This window comes from Kitasatospora sp. NPDC004614 (assembly GCF_042873675.1).
In the GTDB taxonomy this organism is placed as follows: domain Bacteria; phylum Actinomycetota; class Actinomycetes; order Streptomycetales; family Streptomycetaceae; genus Kitasatospora.
In genome coordinates, this window is the sequence record NZ_JBIALR010000009.1 from 210131 (window position 1) to 231946 (window position 21816).

General features: G+C 72.6%; 24 protein-coding genes and 1 pseudogene. 15 read left to right on the forward strand and 10 right to left on the reverse strand.

What is annotated here, in order from left to right; genetic code table 11:
• Positions 1 to 45: 45 nt before the first annotated feature.
• The 4 genes from ACFYST_RS20755 (at position 46) to ACFYST_RS20770 (ending at position 2543) form a co-directional block, all read left to right on the forward strand.
• Complete coding sequence (locus ACFYST_RS20755; protein WP_387864295.1) at positions 46 to 630, forward strand: TetR/AcrR family transcriptional regulator; 585 nt, start codon at positions 46 to 48, stop codon at positions 628 to 630.
• A 64-nt stretch (positions 631 to 694) separates the two neighbouring features.
• A complete protein-coding gene (locus ACFYST_RS20760; protein WP_387864296.1) occupies positions 695 to 1318 on the forward strand; it encodes a class I SAM-dependent methyltransferase in 624 nt (207 codons plus the stop codon).
• Positions 1319 to 1370: 52 nt separating this feature from the next.
• Entirely contained in the window at positions 1371 to 2072 is a 702-nt protein-coding gene (locus ACFYST_RS20765) for a hypothetical protein (protein ID WP_387864298.1), read from the forward strand.
• A 132-nt stretch (positions 2073 to 2204) separates the two neighbouring features.
• A complete protein-coding gene (locus tag ACFYST_RS20770) occupies positions 2205 to 2543 on the forward strand; it encodes a hypothetical protein (RefSeq protein ID WP_387864300.1) in 339 nt (112 codons plus the stop codon).
• 36 nt (positions 2544 to 2579) lie between these two features.
• On the opposite strand, the gene ACFYST_RS20775 is transcribed toward ACFYST_RS20770, so the two are convergent.
• On the reverse strand, positions 2580 to 3593 hold the full coding sequence (locus ACFYST_RS20775; RefSeq protein WP_387864303.1) for an AI-2E family transporter: 1014 nt from the start codon (positions 3591 to 3593) through the stop codon (positions 2580 to 2582).
• Positions 3594 to 3929: 336 nt separating this feature from the next.
• On the opposite strand from ACFYST_RS20775, the gene ACFYST_RS20780 reads away from it, so the two are divergent.
• Positions 3930 to 4157, forward strand: a complete 228-nt coding sequence (locus ACFYST_RS20780; protein ID WP_387647068.1) for a hypothetical protein — start codon at positions 3930 to 3932, stop codon at positions 4155 to 4157.
• Positions 4158 to 4244: 87 nt separating this feature from the next.
• On the opposite strand, the gene ACFYST_RS20785 is transcribed toward ACFYST_RS20780, so the two are convergent.
• On the reverse strand, positions 4245 to 4454 hold the full coding sequence (locus ACFYST_RS20785) for a hypothetical protein (RefSeq protein ID WP_387864305.1): 210 nt from the start codon (positions 4452 to 4454) through the stop codon (positions 4245 to 4247).
• Between the two features lie 119 nt (positions 4455 to 4573).
• Between ACFYST_RS20785 and ACFYST_RS20790 the strand changes: the two genes are divergently transcribed.
• The 4 genes and pseudogenes from ACFYST_RS20790 to ACFYST_RS20805 all read left to right on the forward strand — a co-directional run bounded on the left by ACFYST_RS20790 (position 4574) and on the right by ACFYST_RS20805 (position 6735).
• Positions 4574 to 5149, forward strand: coding sequence for a hemerythrin domain-containing protein (locus ACFYST_RS20790; protein WP_387864307.1), 576 nt, complete (start codon positions 4574 to 4576; stop codon positions 5147 to 5149).
• A gap of 245 nt (positions 5150 to 5394) precedes the next feature.
• Positions 5395 to 5961 carry a type 1 glutamine amidotransferase domain-containing protein gene (locus ACFYST_RS20795; protein WP_387864309.1) on the forward strand — a complete coding sequence of 189 codons (567 nt, stop codon included), beginning with the start codon at positions 5395 to 5397 and terminating at the stop codon, positions 5959 to 5961.
• A gap of 136 nt (positions 5962 to 6097) precedes the next feature.
• Positions 6098 to 6172, forward strand: a pseudogene (locus ACFYST_RS20800) (hypothetical protein); the annotation flags it as partial.
• Positions 6173 to 6474: 302 nt separating this feature from the next.
• Entirely contained in the window at positions 6475 to 6735 is a 261-nt protein-coding gene (locus ACFYST_RS20805; protein WP_387864418.1) for an alpha/beta fold hydrolase, read from the forward strand.
• A gap of 32 nt (positions 6736 to 6767) precedes the next feature.
• On the opposite strand, the gene ACFYST_RS20810 is transcribed toward ACFYST_RS20805, so the two are convergent.
• A complete protein-coding gene (locus ACFYST_RS20810) occupies positions 6768 to 7733 on the reverse strand; it encodes a TIGR03557 family F420-dependent LLM class oxidoreductase (protein WP_387647084.1) in 966 nt (321 codons plus the stop codon).
• Between the two features lie 223 nt (positions 7734 to 7956).
• Here ACFYST_RS20810 and ACFYST_RS20815 point away from each other — a divergent pair, with 223 nt between their 5' ends.
• Genes ACFYST_RS20815 through ACFYST_RS20825 form a run of 3 tightly spaced genes read left to right on the forward strand, consistent with a single transcriptional unit; the run spans position 7957 to position 10357 of the window.
• Entirely contained in the window at positions 7957 to 8385 is a 429-nt protein-coding gene (locus ACFYST_RS20815; RefSeq protein ID WP_387864312.1) for a GntR family transcriptional regulator, read from the forward strand.
• The gene (locus ACFYST_RS20820; protein ID WP_387864314.1) at positions 8382 to 9320 is read left to right on the forward strand and encodes an ABC transporter ATP-binding protein; all 939 of its coding nucleotides are present in this window, start codon (positions 8382 to 8384) and stop codon (positions 9318 to 9320) included. The genes ACFYST_RS20815 and ACFYST_RS20820 overlap by 4 nt, the downstream gene beginning before the upstream one ends.
• Positions 9317 to 10357, forward strand: a complete 1041-nt coding sequence (locus ACFYST_RS20825; protein ID WP_387864316.1) for an ABC transporter permease subunit — start codon at positions 9317 to 9319, stop codon at positions 10355 to 10357. Before ACFYST_RS20820 ends, ACFYST_RS20825 begins: the two co-directional genes overlap by 4 nt.
• A 165-nt stretch (positions 10358 to 10522) precedes the next feature.
• Here the strand turns inward: ACFYST_RS20825 and ACFYST_RS20830 are convergent, their stop codons facing one another.
• Together ACFYST_RS20830 and ACFYST_RS20835 are read right to left on the reverse strand one after the other, a co-directional pair.
• Entirely contained in the window at positions 10523 to 12007 is a 1485-nt protein-coding gene (locus ACFYST_RS20830; protein ID WP_387864318.1) for a SulP family inorganic anion transporter, read from the reverse strand.
• 308 nt (positions 12008 to 12315) lie between these two features.
• Positions 12316 to 12768: a hypothetical protein gene (locus tag ACFYST_RS20835; RefSeq protein ID WP_387864321.1), complete on the reverse strand. Its 453-nt coding sequence runs from the start codon at positions 12766 to 12768 to the stop codon at positions 12316 to 12318.
• A gap of 400 nt (positions 12769 to 13168) precedes the next feature.
• Between ACFYST_RS20835 and ACFYST_RS20840 the strand changes: the two genes are divergently transcribed.
• Entirely contained in the window at positions 13169 to 14602 is a 1434-nt protein-coding gene (locus tag ACFYST_RS20840; RefSeq protein WP_387864322.1) for an FAD-dependent monooxygenase, read from the forward strand.
• A 77-nt stretch (positions 14603 to 14679) separates the two neighbouring features.
• Here the strand turns inward: ACFYST_RS20840 and ACFYST_RS20845 are convergent, their stop codons facing one another.
• Positions 14680 to 15402 (reverse strand): class I SAM-dependent methyltransferase, encoded by a 723-nt coding sequence (locus ACFYST_RS20845; RefSeq protein ID WP_387864325.1) that lies wholly within the window; start codon positions 15400 to 15402, stop codon positions 14680 to 14682.
• A gap of 174 nt (positions 15403 to 15576) precedes the next feature.
• On the opposite strand from ACFYST_RS20845, the gene ACFYST_RS20850 reads away from it, so the two are divergent.
• Positions 15577 to 16215 (forward strand): hypothetical protein, encoded by a 639-nt coding sequence (locus ACFYST_RS20850; protein WP_387864327.1) that lies wholly within the window; start codon positions 15577 to 15579, stop codon positions 16213 to 16215.
• Positions 16199 to 17023, forward strand: a complete 825-nt coding sequence (locus ACFYST_RS20855) for a tetratricopeptide repeat protein (RefSeq protein ID WP_387864329.1) — start codon at positions 16199 to 16201, stop codon at positions 17021 to 17023. The genes ACFYST_RS20850 and ACFYST_RS20855 overlap by 17 nt, the downstream gene beginning before the upstream one ends.
• A gap of 408 nt (positions 17024 to 17431) precedes the next feature.
• On the opposite strand, the gene ACFYST_RS20860 is transcribed toward ACFYST_RS20855, so the two are convergent.
• Genes ACFYST_RS20860 through ACFYST_RS20875 form a run of 4 tightly spaced genes read right to left on the reverse strand, consistent with a single transcriptional unit; the run spans position 17432 to position 21805 of the window.
• Entirely contained in the window at positions 17432 to 17794 is a 363-nt protein-coding gene (locus tag ACFYST_RS20860) for a CU044_2847 family protein (RefSeq protein WP_387864332.1), read from the reverse strand.
• Complete coding sequence (locus tag ACFYST_RS20865) at positions 17791 to 19161, reverse strand: ABC transporter substrate-binding protein (RefSeq protein WP_387864334.1); 1371 nt, start codon at positions 19159 to 19161, stop codon at positions 17791 to 17793. Before ACFYST_RS20865 ends, ACFYST_RS20860 begins: the two co-directional genes overlap by 4 nt.
• The gene (locus tag ACFYST_RS20870; protein WP_387864336.1) at positions 19161 to 20318 is read right to left on the reverse strand and encodes a hypothetical protein; all 1158 of its coding nucleotides are present in this window, start codon (positions 20316 to 20318) and stop codon (positions 19161 to 19163) included. The genes ACFYST_RS20865 and ACFYST_RS20870 overlap by 1 nt, the downstream gene beginning before the upstream one ends.
• Positions 20315 to 21805: a VWA domain-containing protein gene (locus tag ACFYST_RS20875; protein WP_387864338.1), complete on the reverse strand. Its 1491-nt coding sequence runs from the start codon at positions 21803 to 21805 to the stop codon at positions 20315 to 20317. The genes ACFYST_RS20870 and ACFYST_RS20875 overlap by 4 nt, the downstream gene beginning before the upstream one ends.
• Positions 21806 to 21816 lie beyond the last annotated feature (11 nt).

Consider the following 21816-nt stretch of genomic DNA (forward strand, 5'->3'; position numbering starts at 1 on the left):
TTTTGGTGGTATGTTTGTACCACAAAAACGTTCGAAGGGGCCCGTATGCCGAAGCTGGTCGACCACGAGGAACGGCGGGCCGTGATCATCGACGCCCTGCTGCGCTCCGCCGCACGGACCGGCCTGCACGCCGTCACGATGCGCTCCGTCGCACAGGAGGCGGGCGTCTCGGTCCGCCTGGTGCAGTACTACTTCGACACCAAGGAGCAGCTGCTCCTGGCCACCCTCACCCGCCTCGGGGTCCGGATGGGCGAACGCGTCCGCGACCGCGTCCGGGCCACCGCCGCCACCCCGTCCCCGCGCGAGATCGTCGAAGCCGTCCTGGTCGAGGCCGTCCCCACCGACGAGGAGAGCCGCACCTTCCACCTCGTCTACACCGCGTACGCCGTCCTCTCCGTCACCGACCCGGCCCTCGCCGAGCAATCCTTCCTCTCCGCCCCGAACGAGATGGAGGCCTTCCTCGTCGCCCACCTCACCGCCGCCGCCATCACCGACCCCCAGCACGAGGCCGTCGTCCTCCTCGCCCTCTCCGCCGGCCTCGGCCTGAGCGTGCTCCTGGGCCAGCGCACCCCCGAGGCCGCCACCGCCGTCCTCCGCCACCACCTGGACCGGCTCTTCCGGACGGCCTGACTCCCCCCAACAGCAGCGGTAAGCAGGCGAGTTGCCTTTGCGGTCGCCGTGGCAGGATCGGATCATGCCCTTCGATCACAACGACCACTACCACCGCCTGCTACTGCGCCAGGTGCCGCGGAACGGCCGTGCGGCCCTGGACGTCGGCTGCGGGACCGGCCGATTCGCCCGCAGGCTCGCGCAGTCGGGCCTGCGGGTCGATGCGATCGACCGGTCGGCGGAGGCGATAGCGGAGGCCCGCGCGGCGTCCGCACGGACGGCCGGCCACCGGGCACCCCAGTTCCGGCACGCGGACCTCACGGAGCTCCAACTCCCCCAGGGGCACTACGACTTCATCTCCTGCCTCGCCACCGTCCACCACATGCCCTTCGCCACCGTCTCCGCACTGCGCGACGCGCTGGCGCCCGGCGGCGTCCTGGTGATCCTGGGCTGCTACCCCGAGAAGACCCGCCTCGACTGGGCGTGGAGCCTGGCAGCCGTACCCGTCAACGCCGCCGCCCGGCTCGCCGTGGCAGCCGCCGAAACGCTCCGCCGCCGCCAGGCTCCACCGGCGGGCACGGCGCCGGTCGCCATGCCGACCATGCCCCTGCACGAGATCCGCCGGGAGGCCGCGTCGCTGCTGCCCGGGTGCCGCATTCGCCGCCTGCTGTTCTGGCGCTACCTGCTCGTCTTCCGTCAGGGCGCCTGACCCCACCCGGCCTGCCCGGAAGGGGAGTTCACGGATCCGCTACCTTCCTCCCATGGAACGGGCCACCATCCTCAGCAGCCTCGCCGCGAGCGGAACCGACACCAGCCAGCAGCGGCTCACCGAACTCGCCGCCGAACTCGGCCTACCCCTCGCCGACCTGTACGCCGTCGCCGGTCACCCGGTCCCGCCGGAACTCCTCCCCCCGCAGCGCGACGCCAAGGTCCTGTACCAGTTCTCCTACCGCGTCAGCCACTGCGACCACGCGCAACTCGTCGCCCTGGAGGCGTTCGTCCGCTCACTGCCCCGCATCGCGGCGACGGAGCCCCCGGTGCGGCCCGAGCCATTTCCCGCCGAGACCGGCTTCGCCGCCACGCTCGGCGCGATGATCCACAACCGCGGCTTCGGCCTCCGCGAACTGCCGTTCATGGGCCTGTCCCGCAGCACCCTGCACAGCATGGTGGAGAGCTGGGAGCCGGGTCCGCACCACAGGTACCAGCTGCGCGCCATCGCGGGCCCACTGGGCTGGACGCTGCCCGACCTGTTCGCGGTCGCCGACGAGCCGTACTCCGAGGAGTTCCGGCCGGTGATGCACTGCCACCACCTCGGCCGGGTCTTCACGGCGGCCGTCCACCTGACCACCGCCCAGCTGATCGAGACCGCCACCGAAGCCGACCGACTGAGCGCACGCCAGGACGAAGGCGTCTGGCAGCCCGTCTCGGACGGCTTCGCCACGGAGTGCCCGGACCTCATCTGAGGGCGCGCATCCCGACCCGGCCGGACACAGCGACAGGTCACGCGTCTCGGCCGGGCCCGGTGATTGAGCGGGGGGCCAGCGGGCAGACGCCGCGTGAACGGAGCAATGGAGCACGCGAAAGGACGTGGACCCATGCTGCTGCTCGGACTCCTCCTGTTCGCCGCGTCCGGTGCGTTCGCCGGGCTGCTGATCGCCGAGAACCTGGGCGGCGGACCCGAGACGGCCGTGACGATGTTCGGTCACCAGATCGCCACCATCAGCACCCTGGGCGCGTTCCTCGCCGGAATCGCCCTGACGCTGATCTTCGGCGCCGGCCTGCTCCTGATCCGCGCGGGCCTGCACCGGCGCCACCACTACGGCCACCGCCACAGCCAGCCGGCCGCCACCACCACCACCGACTCGCTCGGCACGGGCACCATCGACCCGACCACCGGCACCCCGTCACGGGGCAGCCACCGTTACGACCACTGAGCGCCGGGCGCACGAACTCCCCCGCCGCGCGCCCCCTCAGGTCGTTCCCGCCGGTCCGCGCAGTTCGCGGAACACCCCCCAGCCCACCGACAGCACCGGCACCGCGACGGCCGCGCCGACGATCCCGCCCAGGGTGGCGCCGGCGGCGACGGCCAGAGCGATGGCGACGGGGTGCAGGCGCACCGCCCAGCCCATCACCAGGGGGTGCAGGATGTGGCCCTCCAGCTGGCCGATCACCACGATCAGGGCGAGCACCACCAGCGCGGTCACCGGTCCGCGGGTGGCGAGTGCGACCAGCGAGGCGATCGCGAGGGCGATCGGCGAGCCGATCAGCGGGATCAGCGCCGCGACGAACTCCAGGCCGGCCAGCGGCACGGCGAGCGGCACGCCGAGTACGGCCAGCACCACGCCGACCAGGATGGCGTTGGTGCCCGCGACCAGGAACAGGCCCCGGGTGTAGCCGGCGAAGGTCCGCCACCCGGCGCGGCCGCCCCGCTGCCACAGTTCGCCGGTGCGGGCGGGCAGCATGGACGTCCCCCAGCTCCACATCCGTTCGCCGGAGTGAGTGAAGAACACCGCGCAGAACAGGGCCAGCGCGGCGCCGGCCGCCGCCTCCACCACCCAGCCGGCGCCGGTGACGGCCGTGGACAGCACGGCCTGCCGGTGCGTGCTGAGCACTTGGCCGAGCCGGTGCCGCAGGTCGCCGAGGGTGCCGGCCCGGGCGTGGAACGGCGGGCCCTCCAGCCAGTGCTCCAGCCGGTCCAGGCCGTCCCGCACCTGCCCTCCCAGCTGCCCGGACTGGGCCTGGATCACCACCGCGATCAGCGTCCCCACCCCGGCGAGCAGCAGCATCGCGCCGAGCACGGTGAACAGCACCGCGAACGCGCGCGGCATCCGGCGGGCCAGCAGATCGACGGGCGGGCGCAGCACGGCGGTGACCACCAGCGCGACGAACACCGCCACCACCGGCAGCAGCAGCCGACTGACGATCAGATAACCGGCGTACCCGGCCACCGCGATGGCCAGCAACCGCCAGGCCCGTCCGGCCATCCGCTCCAGCCCGCTCGGCCGCCGGGGCACCTCGGCGCCGCGCGCGGCCGCCGGCCGCCCCGACCTGGCCGGGCGACTGCCTCGCGGCGCACGGACGTTGCGCGAGCGCGGCCCACCTGCGCGTCCGGCCATCACACTCCCGCCTCCCGTCCGCCCGAACGCGCCGCAACCCGCACGCCGGCCCGCGCCTTCACCACCCGCCACCACCACTACTACCCCCGCCGCCCCGGGCCCGCTCGCAGCACATCCGCAGGACAGCCGCACCGCCCCCCGTTTCCGCCCCCCGCTCGCGGGCAGACGCCCGGACGGGCATCGACGCAGCAGGAGGTGGACACCATGGCGCAACTCAGCGTCCCGATCGTCTGCGGACTCTCCGGCGACCTGGCCATTCCCGCCCTGCAAGTGGTCGCCCTGCTGCGCGCACTCCCCGAGGAGTGGCAGGACTGGGCACAGCGCGACGACAACGAACTCGACCCGGTGACGGCCGCAGTGTTCGCCAGCCTGGTCCGCCAACTCGCCGACCAGATCGACCTTGCCTGCATCGAGATCACCAGCGAGGGCTGAACGGGTCGGTCCGCCCACCAGGAACCGTCCCCGTTCCGGGGCCGCGCGCGCTACCGCAGGCGCGCTACCGCAGCGCGATGCGGGCCTTCAGGATGGGGCGCAGGCGGTCGACACCCGGGTGCGGTCCGCGGCCTTGACCAGCCGGCCGCCGTCCCGGAACCACCGCCGGGGTGTCTCGACCCCGGCATCCGCCAGCACGCGCAGCAACGCGTCCCAGCCCTCGATCGCCGGGCCCAGCACGTCGGCGATCTTGTCGCGCGTCGGCTCGACGTCCGGGTCCGTGAACGGGTTCGTCACGCTGCGAGGCTAACCCCGGGGCGGTCTCGCGGCGCAGCCGGAGAGTGCGGTTTCCGGTTCGCGGAGGCGGGCAGGCGCATCCGCGAGGGGTTGGGACCGCGACGAAGAGGTGCTTGACGATGGCGACCGACCTGGAGCTGGACCTGTTGGAACAGATGACGACGGATCACGACGTGCTGCGGGTGCGCTTCAGTGAGCTGGCGGGCCTGCCGCTGGGCGATCCGCGGCGGAACTGGCTGGCGCTGCTCACCGCCGACGGGCTGGTGCGGCACCTGGCGGCGGAGGACGAGTACCTGTACCCGATCGCACGCAGCGGCCGGCCGGCCCGTGACGACACGGTGGACCACGGCCTGCAGACGCACGCGGTGCTGTACGAGCTGGTGCGCGAGTTGCGGGCGACCTCGTCCGGCTCGGCCGAGTTCGACCGGCTGCTGGCCCGGCTGATCGAGGAGGCGACGGGGCACTTCGGGGTGGAGGAGGCCCAGTTGTTCCCGACGGTCCGCACCCACGCCACCCCGCTCCAGCTGGCGGCCCTGGGCGAACAGGCCCGCGACACCGAGCGGACCGCCCCGCCGCTCTCCAGGGCCGTTCTGCCGCGCGACACCCTGCCCCCGGACGACCTGGTCGCGCCCGAGCTGACCTGGCACGAGCGGATGCACCGCCGGTTCCGCTTCGGCGACATGCGCGAGGGCTGACCGGCGCGGCACCAGGTCGCAGAAGAACCGCCGGGCAGGCGTCGGTCCGGCTGACCGGTCCGGCTCGCCGCCGTGCCGGTGAGCCGGACCGGCGAGGACGCAGGCGCCGCCCGGTGGGTCGGGGGCTCCGAGGCGGCGCGGTACGTGGTCCAGGCCCTGCCGGTCCCGGCCGGCCGGTTTGCCGGGTGGCGATGGTGGTGAAACGCGCCGCGGGGGCCGGATCGACCGCGGAGCGGAGAGTCGAGATGAACGAGCTGAACGAGGTCGTGGTCGCCTTTCTGGCGGCACCCCGAGGAACGGAGCAGGTCGAACTGACCTCGCCGTGGCAGGCGGTCGCGGACCGCGGCGGCACGCCCCGGCTGGTGTCGACGAAACCCGGGAGGATCCGGGCGTTCCACCACCTGGACCGGGCGGACGCCTTCCCGGTGGACGCGGTCGCCGCGGACACCTCGGCCGCCGACTTCGACGCGCTGGTGCTGCCGGGGGGCGTGGCGAACCCGGACTTCCTGCGCACCGACCGCCACGCCGTGGACTTCGTCAGCGGCTTCTTCGCGCGCGGCAAACCGGTCGCGGTGATCTGCCACGGTCCGTGGACGCTGATCGAGGCCGACGCGGTGCGCGGCCGCACCTTGACGTCCTGGCCGAGCCTTCGCACGGACCTGGTGAACGCCGGTGCGACCTGGGTGGACCGGGAGGTGGTGGTCTGCGTGGACGGGCCCAACACGCTGGTGTCCAGCCGCAGGCCGAACGACCTGCCCGCGTTCGAGCGCGCCCTGGTCAACGCCTTCGCCGGCCGCCCGGCCGCGGGCTGAGCCGACCCGTACCGAAGCCCGGTCAGCCGAGCACGCCCGCAAGGGCGCGGGTGAGTACGTCCTCGAACGGGTCGCGGGGGGCGGCGGGGCCGGGGGTGGTGAAGAGGGCGGCGATCCGGGGGTGGCCGCCGTCGCCGTGCTGGACGCACTGGGCTGGCCGCGCGCCCACCTGTTCGGGCACTCGCTGGGCGGGCTGGTCGCCCAGCGCGTCGCCGTCCGGCACCCGCAGCGGGTGCTCACCCTGACCTCCTCCGCGGCGATGCCCAGCGACGCGGGCGCGCTCGGCGCGCTGCGCCACGCCCGCCCGGGGCCGGTGCTCCGACTGGCCCGGCTGCACCACCCGGAGACCCCCGAGGGCAACCTCGCCCTGGCGGTCGCGCTCGCCCGGATCCTCGCCGCTCCCGAACGCGCCGTCGGGCCGGACGACGTCCGAGAGTTCGTCGAACGGGAGGCCGCGCGCGGCCTCGCCGGGTTCCGCGACGCCCAGGCGCAGAGCCGGCAGATCGGCGCGAAGTGGTCCGGCGGGCCGCTCGCCCGGACGCCGCACCGACCCTCGCCCTGCACGGCGAACGCGACCCGCTGCTGCGCCCGTCCGCCGCCCGCACCCTCACCGCCGCCGTCCCGGGAGCCCGCCTGCGCATCATGCCGGGCGCGGGCCACCTGCTCACCCGCGAACACTGGGCGCCGTACGCGGACGAGCTGCGCGCCCACGCGACGCGCCGGTCCGTTTCGGCAGTCAGCCCCGCAGGCGGTGCGGCGGCCCGTCGAGAGTGAGCGCTCCGCCGGCGCGTGCGCGGGGCGTTCCGTCAGAGTTCGCGGAGCGCGGGCAGCAGCTCGCGCTCCGCCCAGTCCAGGTACGCGGGTTGGCTCTCGCCGCCGATCTGGATCAGCGCGAGCTCGTCGAACCCGGCCTGCGTGAACGGGCGGACGGCGCCGAGGAAGTCCTCCGTCCGGTCGCCGCAGGGGACGATCCGGGCGACGTCCTCGGGGCGCACGAACCGGCTCGCGGCGGCGAACGCGGCCGGGCCGGGAAGTTCGGCGTTGACCTTCCAGCCGCCGCCGAGCCAGCGGAACTGCTGGTGGGCGCGGGTGACGGCGGCGTCGCGGTCGCGGTCGAAGCAGATCGGGATCTGCCCGACGGCGGGCTTTCCCGCTCCGCCGTGCTCGGCGAACCCGGTCAGCAGCGACCGTTCCGGCTGGACCGCGATCACCAAGTCGGCGAGGCGTCCGGCGAGCGCGCAGGAGGCCGGGCCGGAGACGGCGACGCCGATCGGCGGTGGCGGCTCGGGCAGATCCCACAGTTTCGCGCGGTCCACCTGGAAGTGCTGCCCGTGATGGGTGACGTACCCCCCGGCGAACAGCGCCCGAATGATCTCGACGGCCTCCGCCAGCATCTCCTGCCGCACCGCCGCGGCGGGCCAACCCCGGCCCATCACATGCTCGTTGAGGTTCTCGCCACTACCCAGCCCCAGCCGGAACCGCCCGCCGGAGAGCAGCTGAACGGTCGCGGCCTGCTGCGCGACCACCACCGGGTGGTAGCGGAACGTCGGGCAGGTCACGTACGTCATCAGCGGCAGCGCGTCAGTGGCCCGGGCGGCCGCGCCGAGCACCACCCAGGCATTCGAGGCATGCCCCTGTTCGGCCAGCCACGGAAAGTAGTGGTCGCTGATCACCGAGAAGTCGAACCCGGCCCGCTCCGCACCCACCACGTCCGCGACCAGATCGGCCGGGCCGCGCTGCTCCGTCATCATCGTGTATCCGATTCGCACCATGGTTGCGCGTGTGCCCAGGTCACACGGGCCCGCACCCGGATCCGCCCGTTTTCCCGCCGTTCGCAGCAAGCCCGGGCACCTCGTGGAACGTCCACCACGGCCCGCGCATCTCACCCCGCCCGACCCGAGGTGGCGTCAAACATGCCTCTCACCAGGCGACTTGACCTGGCCACGCCCGACCGCCACCATTCCACTAATCAATTAGTGAAAGGGTGGTGGTGCCGTGATCGAGTACCGCCTGGATCGGCGCGGTGGCGTGCCGACCTATCAGCAGATCGTCCAGCAGACCAAGCACGCGTTGCGGCTCGGCTCCCTTCAGCCCGGGGACCGGTTGCCGACGGCGCGGGAGGTGGTGGAGCGGACGGCGGTCAATGCGAACACCGTGCTGAAGGCGTACCGGGAGCTGGAACGGGAGGGGCTGGTGGCGCCGCGTCCGGGGCTGGGGACGTTCGTGTTGCGGTCGCTGTCCCGGCCGGAGACGGCCGAGGACGGGCCGCTGCGGGCGCAGTTGACGGCGTGGGTGGACGGGGCCCGGAAGGCCGGGCTCGAGCGGGAGGACATCGGCGCGCTGGTGGCCTCCGTACTGGATCAGCGCTTCGCGACCGGGGTCCGCCCGGCGGAGCGGACGACACTGGACAAGGGTGAGGAATGACAGAAGCGATGGGTACGCCGCTCGCACTCGAGGCGAAGGACCTCGGCTGGGCCTACCGCCGGAATCAATGGGCGGTCCGGCACTGCGACTTCACGGTGCCGACCGGCCGGGTCTGCGGCGTGGTCGGGCCGAACGGGGCGGGCAAGAGCACACTGCTCGGCTTGGCGGCACGGCTGTTCGCCCCGTCCGAGGGCGAACTGCGGGTGCTCGGCGAGTCGGTGACGGGCCCCGCGGCGCCCGAACTGCGGGCCAAGGTGGCCTATGTGACGCAGGAGAAGCCGCTGTACCGGACGTTCACGGTCGCCGACACGCTGCGGATGGGCCGCGAGCTGAACCCGTCCTGGGACCAGGCGACCGCCCAACGCGTCGTCGAGCTCGGCGAGTTGCGGCCGGACGCCCGGGTCGGCCGGCTGTCCGGCGGCCAGCGCAGCCGGGTCGCGCTGGCCATGGCGCTCGGCAAGCGGGCCGAACTCCTGCTGCTGGACGAGCCGTTCGCCGATCTGGACCCACTGGCCCGGCACGACCTGACCGGCCTGCTGCTGGCCCAGGCCGCCGAGCGCGGTACCACCGTGGTGATCTCCTCGCACCTGATGTCCGAGCTGGAGGAGGTGGTCGACCACGTCCTGCTGGTGCAGTCCGGCCGCGTCCGGCTGGCCGGCGACCTGGACGAACTCCTGGACGGGCACCGGCTGGTGGCCGGCCTGGCCGACGCGGAGCGGCCCGCCGGGAAGGTGATCGAGTGGCGGGTCACCGGCCGCCAGGCCACCGGCCTGATCCGCACCGACCCGGCCGGCCCGCCGACCGGGGACCTGCCCGAGTCGTGGGACGCAACGCGTCCGCGCCTGGAGGAACTCCTGCTCGCCCACCTGCGCAACCCCGCCGAGGCCGGTACCCCGGGCGACCGCCTCTCGACCATCAGCGAGGCCGCCGCATGAGCACCGCACAGCTGACCTCGCCCGACACCGCTTCCGGCCCGGCCAAGGAGCCCACTCCCGCCCGCCGTTCCCGCCTGCACGGCCTCGCCTGGCTGGCCTGGCGTCAGAACCGCCTCGCCGTCTGGACCGTCGGCGGCGCGATGCTGCTGGTGGCCGCCGTCCAGCTGTTCCTGCACTTCAAGCTCCAGCGCGAGATCTCCCTGTACCACGGCGAGTGCCGCGATGGCGGCGGTTGGGGTGTGCCGGCCTGCGACCGCTTCATCACCGACGTCAACGACGCGGTGAACTGGACCGCCGACTGGATGCACCGGCCGTTCTTCCTGCTGCCCGCGGTGGTCGGCATGTTCCTGGGCGCACCGCTGCTCGCCCAGGAGTACGAGCGCGGCACGGTGCGGATGATCCGCGCCCAGTCGGTGTCGCCGGCGCGCTGGCTGACCGCCCGGCTGGCCGCGCCGGCGGCGCTGGTGATCCTCGCGATCGGCCTGTTCGCCGCGCTGAACACCTGGCTCGCGCTCGACATGAACCGTCTCGACTTCGGGCGGAACGACCTCTTCCCCGGCTTCACCTACGCGACGATCGGCCTGGCGCCGCTCGCCTGGTCGCTGTTCGCGCTGGCCGTCGGCGTGGCGGTCGGTCAACTGGTGCGCCGCACCGTGGTGTCGATGCTGGTGACCGGCGTCCTCGTGCTGGGGGCCGAACTGCTGGTCCGCTCGCTCCGGGTGTACTTCGTTCCGGTGTCCGAGGCGACGGGCAACCTCGGCGGGCAGATCAGCCACTGGCGCGGCGTCCCCGGCCAAATTCCGTACGGGGCCTGGCTGGTGGACCACGGACCGGTGCTGGCGAACGGGACGCGGGCGACCGAGGCCGACTGCTACCGCCTCGGTGACGCGTGCGACAAGGCCACCCAGGCCTGGGCGACCTACCACCCGAACTCGCACTTCATCCCGATGCAGCTGGTCGAGGGCGGCCTGCTGCTGGCTCTCTCGGCCGCCATGGTGTTCCTGGTCTACCGGCGGGTCACCCGGTCCGCCGTCTGAACGCGACGGCGGGTCACCCGGTCCACCGTCTGAACGCGACGGCGGGTCACCCGGTCCGCCGTCTGAACGCGACGGCGGGCCGCCCGGTCCGCCGCGTCTGAACGCGCCGATGCCCGGCGCCGTGGGCTGTCAACCACGGCGCCGGGCTCACCTATTGATGATACGTCAGGTCGAGCCGACCAGCTCGGGGCCGGGGGTGACGGTGACGGGGACGCCGCGTCGGCGGTGCTGGTCGGCCCAGGAGGTGAGGGCCTGGCGGCAGGCCGCGTCGAGGTGGGTGAGGGCGGACAGGTCGAGTTCCACCGGGCCGGTCGGGGTGACGTCCTCCAACCGGTCGACCAGGGTGGGGAGTTTGACGAAGGTGGCGTTCCCGTGCACCCGCACCACGGTGCCGTCCGGCGACTGCTCGACGTGCAGCCGGATGTGGGTGACGTCCCACGCGGTCTTGGCGAGCGCGGCGACCAGGCCGATCACCACGCCCTCCAGCAGGTTGAGGGCGACGATGCCGATCGCGGTGGCGAGCAGCACGAACGCCTCGGAGCGATCCGCGCGCCACATCCTCAACCGGGCCCGGGGCGCGACGAGTTTGCCGCCCGCGTGCACCAGCAGCCCGGCGAGCGCGGCCAGCGGCACCAGGTGCAGCAGACCCGGCAGCACCAGCGCGAACAGCAGCAGCCAGACGCCGTGCAGGATCCGCGAGGCCTTCGTCCGGGCGCCCGCCTGCACGTTGGCGGCGCTGCGGACGATCACCGCCGTCATCGGCAGCGCGCCGAGCGCCCCCGCCACCGTGTTTCCGACGCCCTGGGCGAGCAACTCCCGGTTGTACGCGGTGCGCGGCCCCGCGTGCATGTGGTCGACTGCGGACGCGCTGAACAGGCTCTCGGCGGACGCGATCAGCGCGAACGCCAGCACGGCGCCCCACACTTCGGGCCGCACCAGCAGCGCGAACTGCTCGGCGCCCGGCGGCTGCAGGGTGTCGAGCAGGCCGTCCACCCGGACGGTCGGCACCGGAAGGTGCAGCAGCCGGACAGCGGCCGCGGCGAGCACCACGGCCACCAACGGGCCGGGCAGCAGCGCGAGTCGGCGCGGCACGAACTTCCACAGCACCAGCACCGCGACCACCCCCGCGCCGACGGCGAGCGACGCCCCGCCGGCCGCCGTGTGCACCGCCCGGACGGCGGCGAGGGGCAGACCGACCAGGTTGGCGAGCGCCTCGCCGCCGGCCTTACGATCCAGCAACACATAGGACTGCGAGGCGATCAGCACGATGCCGATCCCGGTGAGCATCCCCTCCACCACCGCGGCGGAGACGGCCCGGAACCAGCGCCCCAGGCGCAGCACCGCGAGCAACACCTGCACCAACCCGGCGGTCAGCACCACCACGCCGAGCGCGGGCAACCCGTAGGTGGTGACGGCGGAGTGGACCAGCACGGTCAGCCCGGCGGCGGGCCCGCTGACCTGCAGGCTGCTGCCGGGCAGCGCGCCGGCCACCAGGCCGCCGATGATGCCGGTGACCAGGCCGAGTTCGGCGGGCGCGCCAGAGGCGACGGAGACGCCCACGCAGAGCGGGACGGCGACGAGGAAGACGGTGATCGAGGCGGGCAGATCGGTGCGCAGCACGGCGCGCACCCGGGCAGGGTTCCAGGGCATGGCGGGTCCTCGGACGTAGCAGTGACGGGGACTTCCGGTGGCGCGGGGCACGCCCGGTCCGCCCGGCGGCCGTCCGGCGTGCGGGCGGGCGCGGGCAGGCGGGAGCGACGTTGCGCGGCGCGGGGCGATGCGGTGCGGCACGGCGCGATGCGGGGCGGCACGGCGCGATGCGGGGCGATACGGCACGGTGCGGTGCGGGGCGATGCGGGGCGATACGGCACGGTGCGGTGCGGGGCGATACTGCACGGTGCGGCGCGACGGTGGTCGGTCGGTGACGGGGTGTCGGGGCCGGGCGGGACGGCTCCAGCTCAGTGGCGGAACACCTGAAGTACGGCGGGCCCGGCCGGACGTGCGGCCGGTGCGGACTGACGGCCGGCGGTATCGGGCGGCGTGCGCGGGGCCGCGCCGACCGCCGATCGCTTCGCCACCGCGGACGGCCGGGCCTCGCGGCGAACGGGGGCTGCGGGGGCGGGAGTTGTGGAGCCGCGTCCACGTTCGGCGCTCTCCGGCTCCTCCTCCGCCGTGCTGCCCGCGACGCTCGCGCTGCCGGCGCTGCCAGTGGCGGCGCCGGCGGCCCGGACCGCTGCCCCGTGGGCGTCCGCGAACCGGTCGCCGCCGGCCGGGCCGGGGAGCAGCGCCACGACCAGCGTCACCGTCAACGCGGCGACCAACGCGGCGACCAACGCGGCAACCGACGTGGCGACCCTCGCGGCGCTCGGACCGGCGCGCAACAGCCGGATCGGCGGCACGGCTCGGCGCATCCCGCCCTCCCCGGCTCGCGTCCGTCCCGGCTCCCCGCCGGCGGACTTGATGTGCCGTCATCGTATCCGGACGGTCACCGTGGGTGTGCGGCTGCGGGCGGTCTGCCGGGGTCTCGGCCACGGGTTTGTCCGGTTCCCAGCCGCGCACACGCCGCGCACACGCCGCATCCGGGGACGGCGCGCCGTCGCGCCGGCCGCCGGCTCGAACACAGGTGCCGGGAACAGCAACGGCAGGGCGGTCGGGCCGCTCCTGCCACTCTCAAGCTATAGCGCGACGGGGGGCTTGCGGCAAGGCCCCCGGGCTGTCGCAGAATGTCCGACCAAGGGCGGGGAAGCGCGGGAAGCGAAGTGCGCGCCGAATCTGACGAAAACTCACTTGCTGGACGATTTGGGAGAGTTGATGATCGACGTGCTGATGGTCGGCGGCGGGCCGACCGGGCTGATGCTGGCGTGCGAGTTGCGGCTGCACGGGGTGGAGGTGGTGGTTCTTGAGCGGTTGACGGCTCCGACTGGGGAGTCCCGCGGGCAGGGTCTGCATGCGCGCAGTGTGGAGGTGATGGATCAGCGCGGTCTGTTGGAGCGTTTCCGGGCGGTGAGTCCGGAGTACCGGGTCGGCGGCCTGTTCGGCGGCGTGATGAAGGACTGGCCGGAGGGCATGGACACCGCCCATCCGTACGGTCTGGCGACGCCGCAGCCGGTGACGGAGCGGCTGTTGGCGGAGCGCGCCGCGGAGTTGGGCGTGGAGCTGCGGCGCGGGCGCGAGGTGGTCGGTCTGGCACAGGACGAGGAGGGTGTCGAGGTCGAGTTGGCGGACGGCTCGCGGCTGCGGGCGCGCTGGCTGGTGGGGTGCGACGGTGGTCGCAGCACGGTGCGCCGGCTGGCGGGTGTGGCGTTCCCGGGCGAGGCGGCGACGGTGGAGACCCTGGTGGGACAGCTGTCGGCCGCGGAGGACCCGGAGCGGATCGCCGAGGTGGTGGAGCGGGTGCGGCGCACCCAGGTGCGGTTCGGCCTGCAGCCGGAGGGCGACGGGCAGTACCGGGTGGTGGTGCCGGCCGACGGTGTGTCCGAGGATCGGACGGCGCCGACGCTGGACGACTTCCGGCAGCAGCTGCGTACGGTGGCGGGCACCGACTTCGGTGTGCACTCGCCGCGTTGGCTGTCCCGCTTCGGCAACGCGACCCGCCAGGCGGAGCAGTACCGGGTGGGCCGGGTCCTGCTCGCGGGCGATGCCGCGCACATCCACCCGCCGACCGGCGGCCAGGGCCTCAACCTCGGCGTGCAGGACGCGTTCAACCTGGGCTGGAAACTGGCGGCGGAGGTCAACGGCTGGGCCCCGCCCGGCCTGTTGGACACCTACCACGCCGAACGCCACCCGGTGGGCGCCGCCGTCCTGGACAACACCCGCGCCCAGAGCATCATGATCGGCACCGACCCGGGCCCGACCGCCCTGCGCCACCTGTTCACCCGCCTGATGGACTTCCCCGAGGTCAACCGCCACATCACCGGCATCATCACGGCCCTGGACATCCGCTACGACTTCGGCGACGGCCCCGACCAACTCGGCCGCCACCAGCGGGACATCCCCCTCACCACCGGCCGCCTCTACGCCCACCTGCACACCGCCCGCGGCCTCCTCCTCGACCGCACCGGCCACCTCTCGGCCGCCCCCTGGTCCGACCGCGTCGACCAACTCACCGACCCCTGCCCGGACTTGCCCGCCCCCGCGATCCTGCTCCGCCCGGACGGCCACGTAGCCTGGCTCGGCGACGACCAGCACACCCTGACGGCCGCCCTGACCCGCTGGTTCGGCACCCCGCGACCCCATGGCCGGTAAACCTCACTGCGGGCAGTTGATGCCACTGCCCTCGTGAACGTCGGGGCCGAGGGCGCGCGGTTGGTACTGGTCCGCGCTCAACCGCGGTGCGCGCGGACGGCGAGGAATGGCGGGAGCCCGGCTCGCTGTGGCTGTGCGGCCGCGAGTTGGGAGCCCGGGGCCGGCTCGGTGATGGCGTCCAGGACGAAACCGTGGCGGACAAGGGCCGTCAGGTACGTCGACAGGGTCCGGTGTTGGTTGCCGGCTCGGCGGACGGCCTCGGGGTTGGTCGAGCGCCAGAATCCTTCGGCGAGGTAGGCGCCGACGACCCGGCGGGCGGTGCCGTCCTCGGTCTGCGTCCAGGTGGCGTGGGGTGCCTCAAAGCAGGGGTGCGGGATGGTGAAGACGAGCGAGCCGTGCGCCGTCAGCACTCGCCGGACGGCCGAGAGTGCGGCGTCGAGGTCGGGCACGTTGTTCAGGGACAGTCCGGCGGTCACCCAGTCGACCGAGTCGGTGGCGACCGTCCTCAGCACGCATCCGTCGTCGATCGAGTAGCTCACCGTACCGGCCCGGCCTGCCACGGCGGACTTCGCGTGCTCGATCATGCGAGGTGACGGGTCGATACCCACGACCGAGGCCCCGCGCGCGGCCACCGCACGGGCGATGACGCCTTCGCCACAGCCGAGATCGAGCACGCGATGGCCGCCGAGTTCGTCGGGGAGGTGTTCGAGCAGGACGTCGCGGTTGAAGTCGTTCATCGCGGAGCCGGCCCGCAGCAGGGCTGTGTACCAATCGGCGATGGTGTCCCAGGAGTCGGTCATCGAGCCCGGACGCTACTCGCTCATCCGCGACACCGCCACGGGCTTCCCACCTTTCCCGGCCCAGCCCTGGAATCTCCGGCGAACCGGCTCCTTCGGCACCCGGACGGAGGACGATGGCTGAGACGGACGCCGGCGACCGCAGCGCCCATCACACGATCCCAGCGTGGGGGAAGCATGTGCGATCACGGTGGCACCAGGGATCCCGAACGCTCGGACAGCGGCGGGACGTCGGAACCGCGGACGCACAACGATTTCTCGGGCAGGGCCGAGTCGGCCGTACAGGCCGGATCGGTCGGGGCGGTGAATATCTACCACTCTCCCCCGCCGCGGCCTCCTGCCGAAATTCCGGTCGCCATTACCTGCGAGGTGGAGTGCGACTACGTGATCCAGCGCGACTGGTCCGACGGAGTTCCCCTCAGCGGTGGGCTGGTCCGGATCTTTGTGGAGGCCGTCGAGGACCGGGCCGTCCTGCTACGCGCCTTGCGCCCCATTGTGGTGGCGCGCCGCCCTCCGCTCGACGGAACCGAGACCACGCATCGGGGAATCCCGCAAGTACGCAAGTATTCCCTTGATCTCGACAAGAACCCGCCGCGCCTGAAAGGCCCGAAATTCCTGTACACGGTCTCTCCGGGCGACCCGGAAGTATTCGAGCTGACAGTCACCTCCACCCGCCACTACGTCGAATGGCGCCTGGAACTCGACTGGACCTGCGCGGGCCGGTCGGGCACGAGCGTCATCGATCTCGGTGGGCATCCTTTCGAGTTCACGGCCAAGCCAGGAGCACGGAGGTGGCCCTTTGGAACCCGTCGTTGAAGTTCGATTCATCAGCCGTCTTCAGCTGATTTATCCGCCCAGCTCGGCAACCGGTCCGCGCCCGATTACCGCCCAGGTCAGCGGACACGGGATCGCGGCGCGAGTGAGCGCACCCGAGACGGAGCCGGTGGTCGTGCACACCCTGGGCTTCCGGGTGAAATCCCGCCATCCCACTCGAACCGCACCGTTGGAAATCGACCCCTGGGGCAGCATCCCGGACCCGCAGGTTCGGGTGTGGCTGGACGAACCGGCGCAAATGGCGGACGGGCCCGTTCCCATCACGCTTCCCACCACCATTCCGCGCGGGCAGAGCGAGTGGTTCCTGCTGACCGCGCACACCCAGGAGCACGACGTCGAGTGGGAACTCGGCATCGAGTGGAGCTGCGGGGAGAAGAAAGCGTGGACCAGCTGCAACGTCCGCACCACAGCCGAAACGTCCATGGTGACGTTCCGAAAGGACGGCAGCCGAACCCCTGGATTCAACCTTCACCCGCAACCCGACCGACCGGAAATCGCCGCCGCAGCCGAAGCCGGCTACCGGCCTGATGCCGAAAACGGCGATCCCGAGGCGATGTTCCGGCTCGCCGTCAGGCTGGCGGAGCGTGGCGCACTGCGCGAGGCGAAACACTGGTTTCTGATCTGCGCGGCAATGGGCAACGCAACGGCCGCGAAGTCGGTCGGGTGGATTCTCGAGCAGCAAGGAAAGCACGCCGAATCCGTGGACTGGTACCGAAAAGCAGCGGACCTCGGGAGTACCCGCGCGGCGGAACACCTTGCCGAGCGGCCCGCCGGCGAGGAACCGCGCTGAGGAGCTCCCGGGGCGCCGGTGTCACCCCCAGGGGTGGATCGGTCGGCCTGCGGGCGGAAACGCGGTAAGCGGACGGTCGGTGTTCCCTGTTCGTCGCAGGCCAGGACGAAGGTGGGTGCAGGAGGCCACGACGTTCGTGACGCGCTGGTCGAGCACGGCGGCAGGCGGTCGTCCGCCAACCCGCACCGTGGTTCACCCGGATTGCCCGTTCCGTACTCGGGCCGAAGGCCGTGCCGGCGCAACTTGCCCTCGGTTCATCGTGAGGACGTCAGCGATGGTGTGACCGTGATATCGGGCCGCGAGGGCTTCGGGGTTGAAGCGCGTGCCTTCACCCCTTCCGCCTCCAGCACGGCAACGGTCCTGCCAGGTGCGAGTTCGCGACAGGCGGCTCGCACCTGGCAGTTGCGGTCACTCCTGGGCCTGGGCCTGGGCCTCGTCCTCGTCCTCGGCTTCAGCGGCATGGTCGGGGGACCAGCGGAGCGTCACATCGAAGTGGACGCCGGCGGAGCCGCCCGCCAGGATCACGCCGACGCTGCCGTCCAGTTTGACGCCGAACTTGACCTCGATCTCGTCGGGTCGGCGTGGCAGGGCGCGGAACGCGTCGATCACGTCGGACGCCGTGTTGACCACGGTGTGCAGCGAGTCCCGCACCGTGGCGCTGGCTCGCTCCAGACTTCCCCGGCCGGCCGGCGCCACCCCGGTGCCGGTGCCCTCGCTCTCGACCACCAGCGTGCCGCCGGACGCGAGGGTGAATTCGGTACGTGTTGTCACTTGGCCTCCTGGCCTGAGGATGGGGGCGGGCAGACGGAGCTCTGTATCGGCTGCGGGTAGGCGTCGACCCTGACCTTTTCCAGATCGGCGAGAATCGCGTCCAGTCGGGTCGGGTCGTTCAGGTACTCGAGCACCGCGTGGTTGAAGGCGGCCGACATGGCGCTGGGCATGGTGTCCGAGGCGTCGAAGCACAGGGTGGCGCCCGAGTCCAGCAGCTGGTTGATCCGGCGGGCGATGAGGTTGGTCGCGCCCTGGGCCAGCGTCTTCGTGACGGTGCGGTTGGCGGAGAAGGCCGCCTCCGGCTGGCGTTCCGGCCAGATCTGCTGGGCCTTCCGGCTCGCGAGGAAGGCCATGAACCTCTCCGCCTCGGGCGAGTCGCGGAACATCGCAACGAGATCTCCCGACACCTCGTACGTCGACGTCGACTGGGAGTCGGGGAACGCGAGGAAGTCGTAGTCCTTTCCCGAGACGAGTGCGGTCGGTGTCCCGGGGTCCGGGGTGACGAGGGCGCCGTGCTCGAGGTAGCAGCCGGGCGTTGCGGTGAAGAACGGATAGGCCCCTTCGCCGTAGCTGGTCAGCAGCGCGGTCAGCGGGCCGCCACGAATCGCGTCCGGGGCAGCGACGGTCTGGCCCCAGGTCTGCCAGGCCGCGATGACCTCCGGAGATTTCCATTCGAGCTTGCCGTCGACCCAGTCCGTGTATGTGCCGACACCCGACTGGTGCAGCAGGATGTCCTCGATCCAGTCGGTGCCGGGCCACCCCGAGTTGGGGGGGTCGGCCATGGCCAAGCACCAGGGCGTCTTGCCCTGTTGGGCTTTCGACCGGCCGGCGGCGACCACGTCGGCCCAGCTGCTGTCCGGTCGGATGGCGAGCTCACGGTTGTACCAGATCAGGCTCTTGACGGAGGCTTTGACGACGACCGCGTACTGATGCTTCGTCCCGGCCTCCCCGAGCCGGTACCACAGGGGGTCGTAGTCGGACTTCAGCTGCGCGACGAGTTCATCGCCGAGTGCCTTGTTCTGAAAGGCGTCCAGCGGGACCAGGGCGTTCTGCTGCGCGTAGGAGCGCAGCGCCCCGGGGTTCGCGACCACGGCCAGGTCCGGTTCCTCGCCCTTCTGCACACCGGCCCGCAGCACCTGGTCGAGCGCCCGGGTGGGCGAGGCGTGGACGGTGATGTCGTGGTTGTCGGCCTCGAAGGCATCGATCACCGCTTGGAAGGAGTCCTTCTCGTCGCCGCCGGTCCACGGCGTCAGGATGGTCAGGACTCGCCGGTCGGACGTGGACGAGCCGCCGAGGCAGGAGGCGGACCCGGCCAGCAGGGTGAGGACCAGTAGGAGCCGGAGGGCTGCCTGGCGCTTGTGCCGCATCATCGGCCTCCGAACCGGTACTCGTCGATGCGCGGATTCAGCGCGCGGGCGGCCGCCCCGGCCGCGGTCAGGGTCAGCAGCAGGACGACTGTCAGGCGTTCGGTGGAGGAGGCCTCCGCTTTGCCGACCCCGTTCGTGAACTCGGCCTCGGCCCGACCCAGTTGGTGACCGTCTTCGCTCGTCCCGCCGGTCGCGGGCGCCGGCGGTGTCAGGCCGGTCCCGCAGTACCTGGGAGCGTCCGGGCAGGCCTTCTCGTCGGTGACGATGGCGAACAGGTCCTCGCCGGCCTTGGCGGCGGACCGGCTCGCCTGCTGCTGCGTCAGGGTGACCGCTTCGCCGAACGGACCGTCCAGGGCCGAGCGCAGGTGTCCCTCCGAGGCACCGAGCGACTGACCGCACCACAGCACCGCCGCGGTGAGGGCGAGCGCAGCGGTCGTCAGCCAGATGCTCAGCCGGCGCCGGAACCGGCGGCGCAGCACGAACTGGGTCCGCGCGAACAGCGCCAGTACCAGGGCGAACGGCAGCAGGAACAGCAGCTCTGTGGTGCCCGCCAGCCACGCCGAGCTGCGCCGGTCGGTCAGTGCCGTGCGGCCGTCCGTCCGCAGCCGGTCCAGCGTGGCCGAGATCTCCCGGTACTGCAGGGTGGCGTACCAGAGGGCCGGCAGGGCGCGGTTGATGTCGTGGGTCCGCTGGTAGTCGGCGGCGGCCTGCTCGATCTCGGCGTTGTAGGCGACGACGAGGCCCTCGACGAGTTGCAGATCGCTGGTGCTCTCCGGGCCCGCCACGTTGTACCTGGCCAGTTCCGCGAGGTTCTGGCTGATCGCGGCGATGTCGTTCTGGTACTGGTCGCCGAGGCCGCCGAGTCCCACGGTGCCTTGCAGGAAGCCGTGCACCGCCACCCGGTGGGCGTCCGCGAGCGCGCTGTTCGCGGCCTCGGCCCGGAGCAGCGCGGGGGCGGCCCGTCCGCCGGCGGCGTAGGTTCCGGTGTGGGCCTGGCTGGACACCAGCAGGCACAGCGCGCCGGTCAGCAGGCTGCCGGCCACCAGTGCCGCGCGGAGCCGGCGCAGGGTGCGTGCGGTGGTGGAGGGTGCCGCCGGTTCGTCCGTCGCCGGTTCGTCCGTCGCGGGTTCGGGCGTCACCGTGCCGGGGGCCGTCATCCGCCCACCGCCGGTGCGTGGTCGGTGAATTCGTGGTCGCATGCGAGGTTCTCGCAGTACCGTGCGCCGGCCACGGCGATCCGGTGGCATCTCGGGCAGACGGGCCCGGGGCCGGACGGGTGCGCGGGCGCGGGGTCGGCGCGTGGCGCCGGGTTGCGCGAGTGGCTGTAGGAGCTGCTGGTGACCGTGCCCATCATGGCCTGCAGGACGTAGTCGGGATCCAGCTCCGGCAGCAGGCTGACCACGCCGCGTACGGCGTCCTCGACCTGGACGACCTGGCCCAGTCGCCGGAGCGCGTCCTCGTTGCGCAGTTCGGTGGCCAGTGCCACGGCCCGGCCCCAGGCGTCGCACGCGCCTTGGCGATCCCCTTGGCGGAACAGCGCGCCGCCGCGCCATCTGAGCGCGTACAGCTCCTTCTCCTGCTCGTGGCGGTGCCGGTCGGCCCCGAGGACGGTTTCCGGGGCGGGCTGGTCGAGCCAGCGCGCGGTGACCACCTCGACCGGGCTGACGGGTGTGGCCCGTTCGGTGCCGATCGCGCCGATGACCACCTCGATTGACGCCAGGGTCTCCGCGCCGGCGCCGGCCGTCCGGTCGCCGGTCACGGTGAAGGTCGCGACGAACCCGCGGGTCTCGCTGCTCCAGGGGCCGGTCGGGTAGTCGGTCACCGCTGTTCCGGCCAGCGGCAGGCGGTGGCCGAACAGGTCGGCCACCGCCGGGTGGGCCTGTTCGAGGACCGACACGGACACTCCCGGTGCGCAGCGCACCCGCAGCGCCAGGTCGGACAGTGTGCGGCCCATGGCGGTGCGGACCAGTGTGCGGAAGTCGGGTGCCAGGTCGGCCAGGTCGGGTACCGCGTCCGCCGTTCCCCGGAGTTCCTCGGCGATCCGTCTCAGCTCGGCCGGCTCCCAGTCCGCGCCGATGCCGCGGGCGTCGCAGGTGAACACGGAACGGCAGTCGGCGAGTACGGTCTCCATCGACCGTGCCGAGCGGTCCTGGTGTTCGTTGCGTCCGTCGGTGAGCAGGAGTGCGTGGCAGATCCGGTCGCGGTGCGGTTCGAGCAGTTCGCGGGCCTTGTCGAGCCAGGCGCCGATGACGGTGCCCTGGGCGCCGGGGGCGATCCGGTTGACGGCCTGCTTGGCCTCCGCGCGGGTGGTGGCGTTGGCCGGGGCGAGGAAGGACTCGCGGGGGTAGATCATGGTGGCCTCGTGGGTGCCGGCGACCACGGCGAAGCGGGTTCCCTCGCGCAGGGTGTCGATGGCGGCGCAGCTCGCTTCCTTGGCCCGTTGGAGCTTGGTGCGCGGATGACTCATCGACCCCGATTGGTCCAGCAGGACGACCTCGGCGAACTGCGTCTGGCTCCGCGGGCTCACCGACCGGCCGTCCGGGGTGCTCGCGGCCACGCTGAGGTAGACGTGCACCTCACGTTCGGCCAGGGAGCGGTACCTGTCGTAGTTGGCCTCGAGGGTGACTCTCGGCGCTTCGATCATGTGCCAATTCC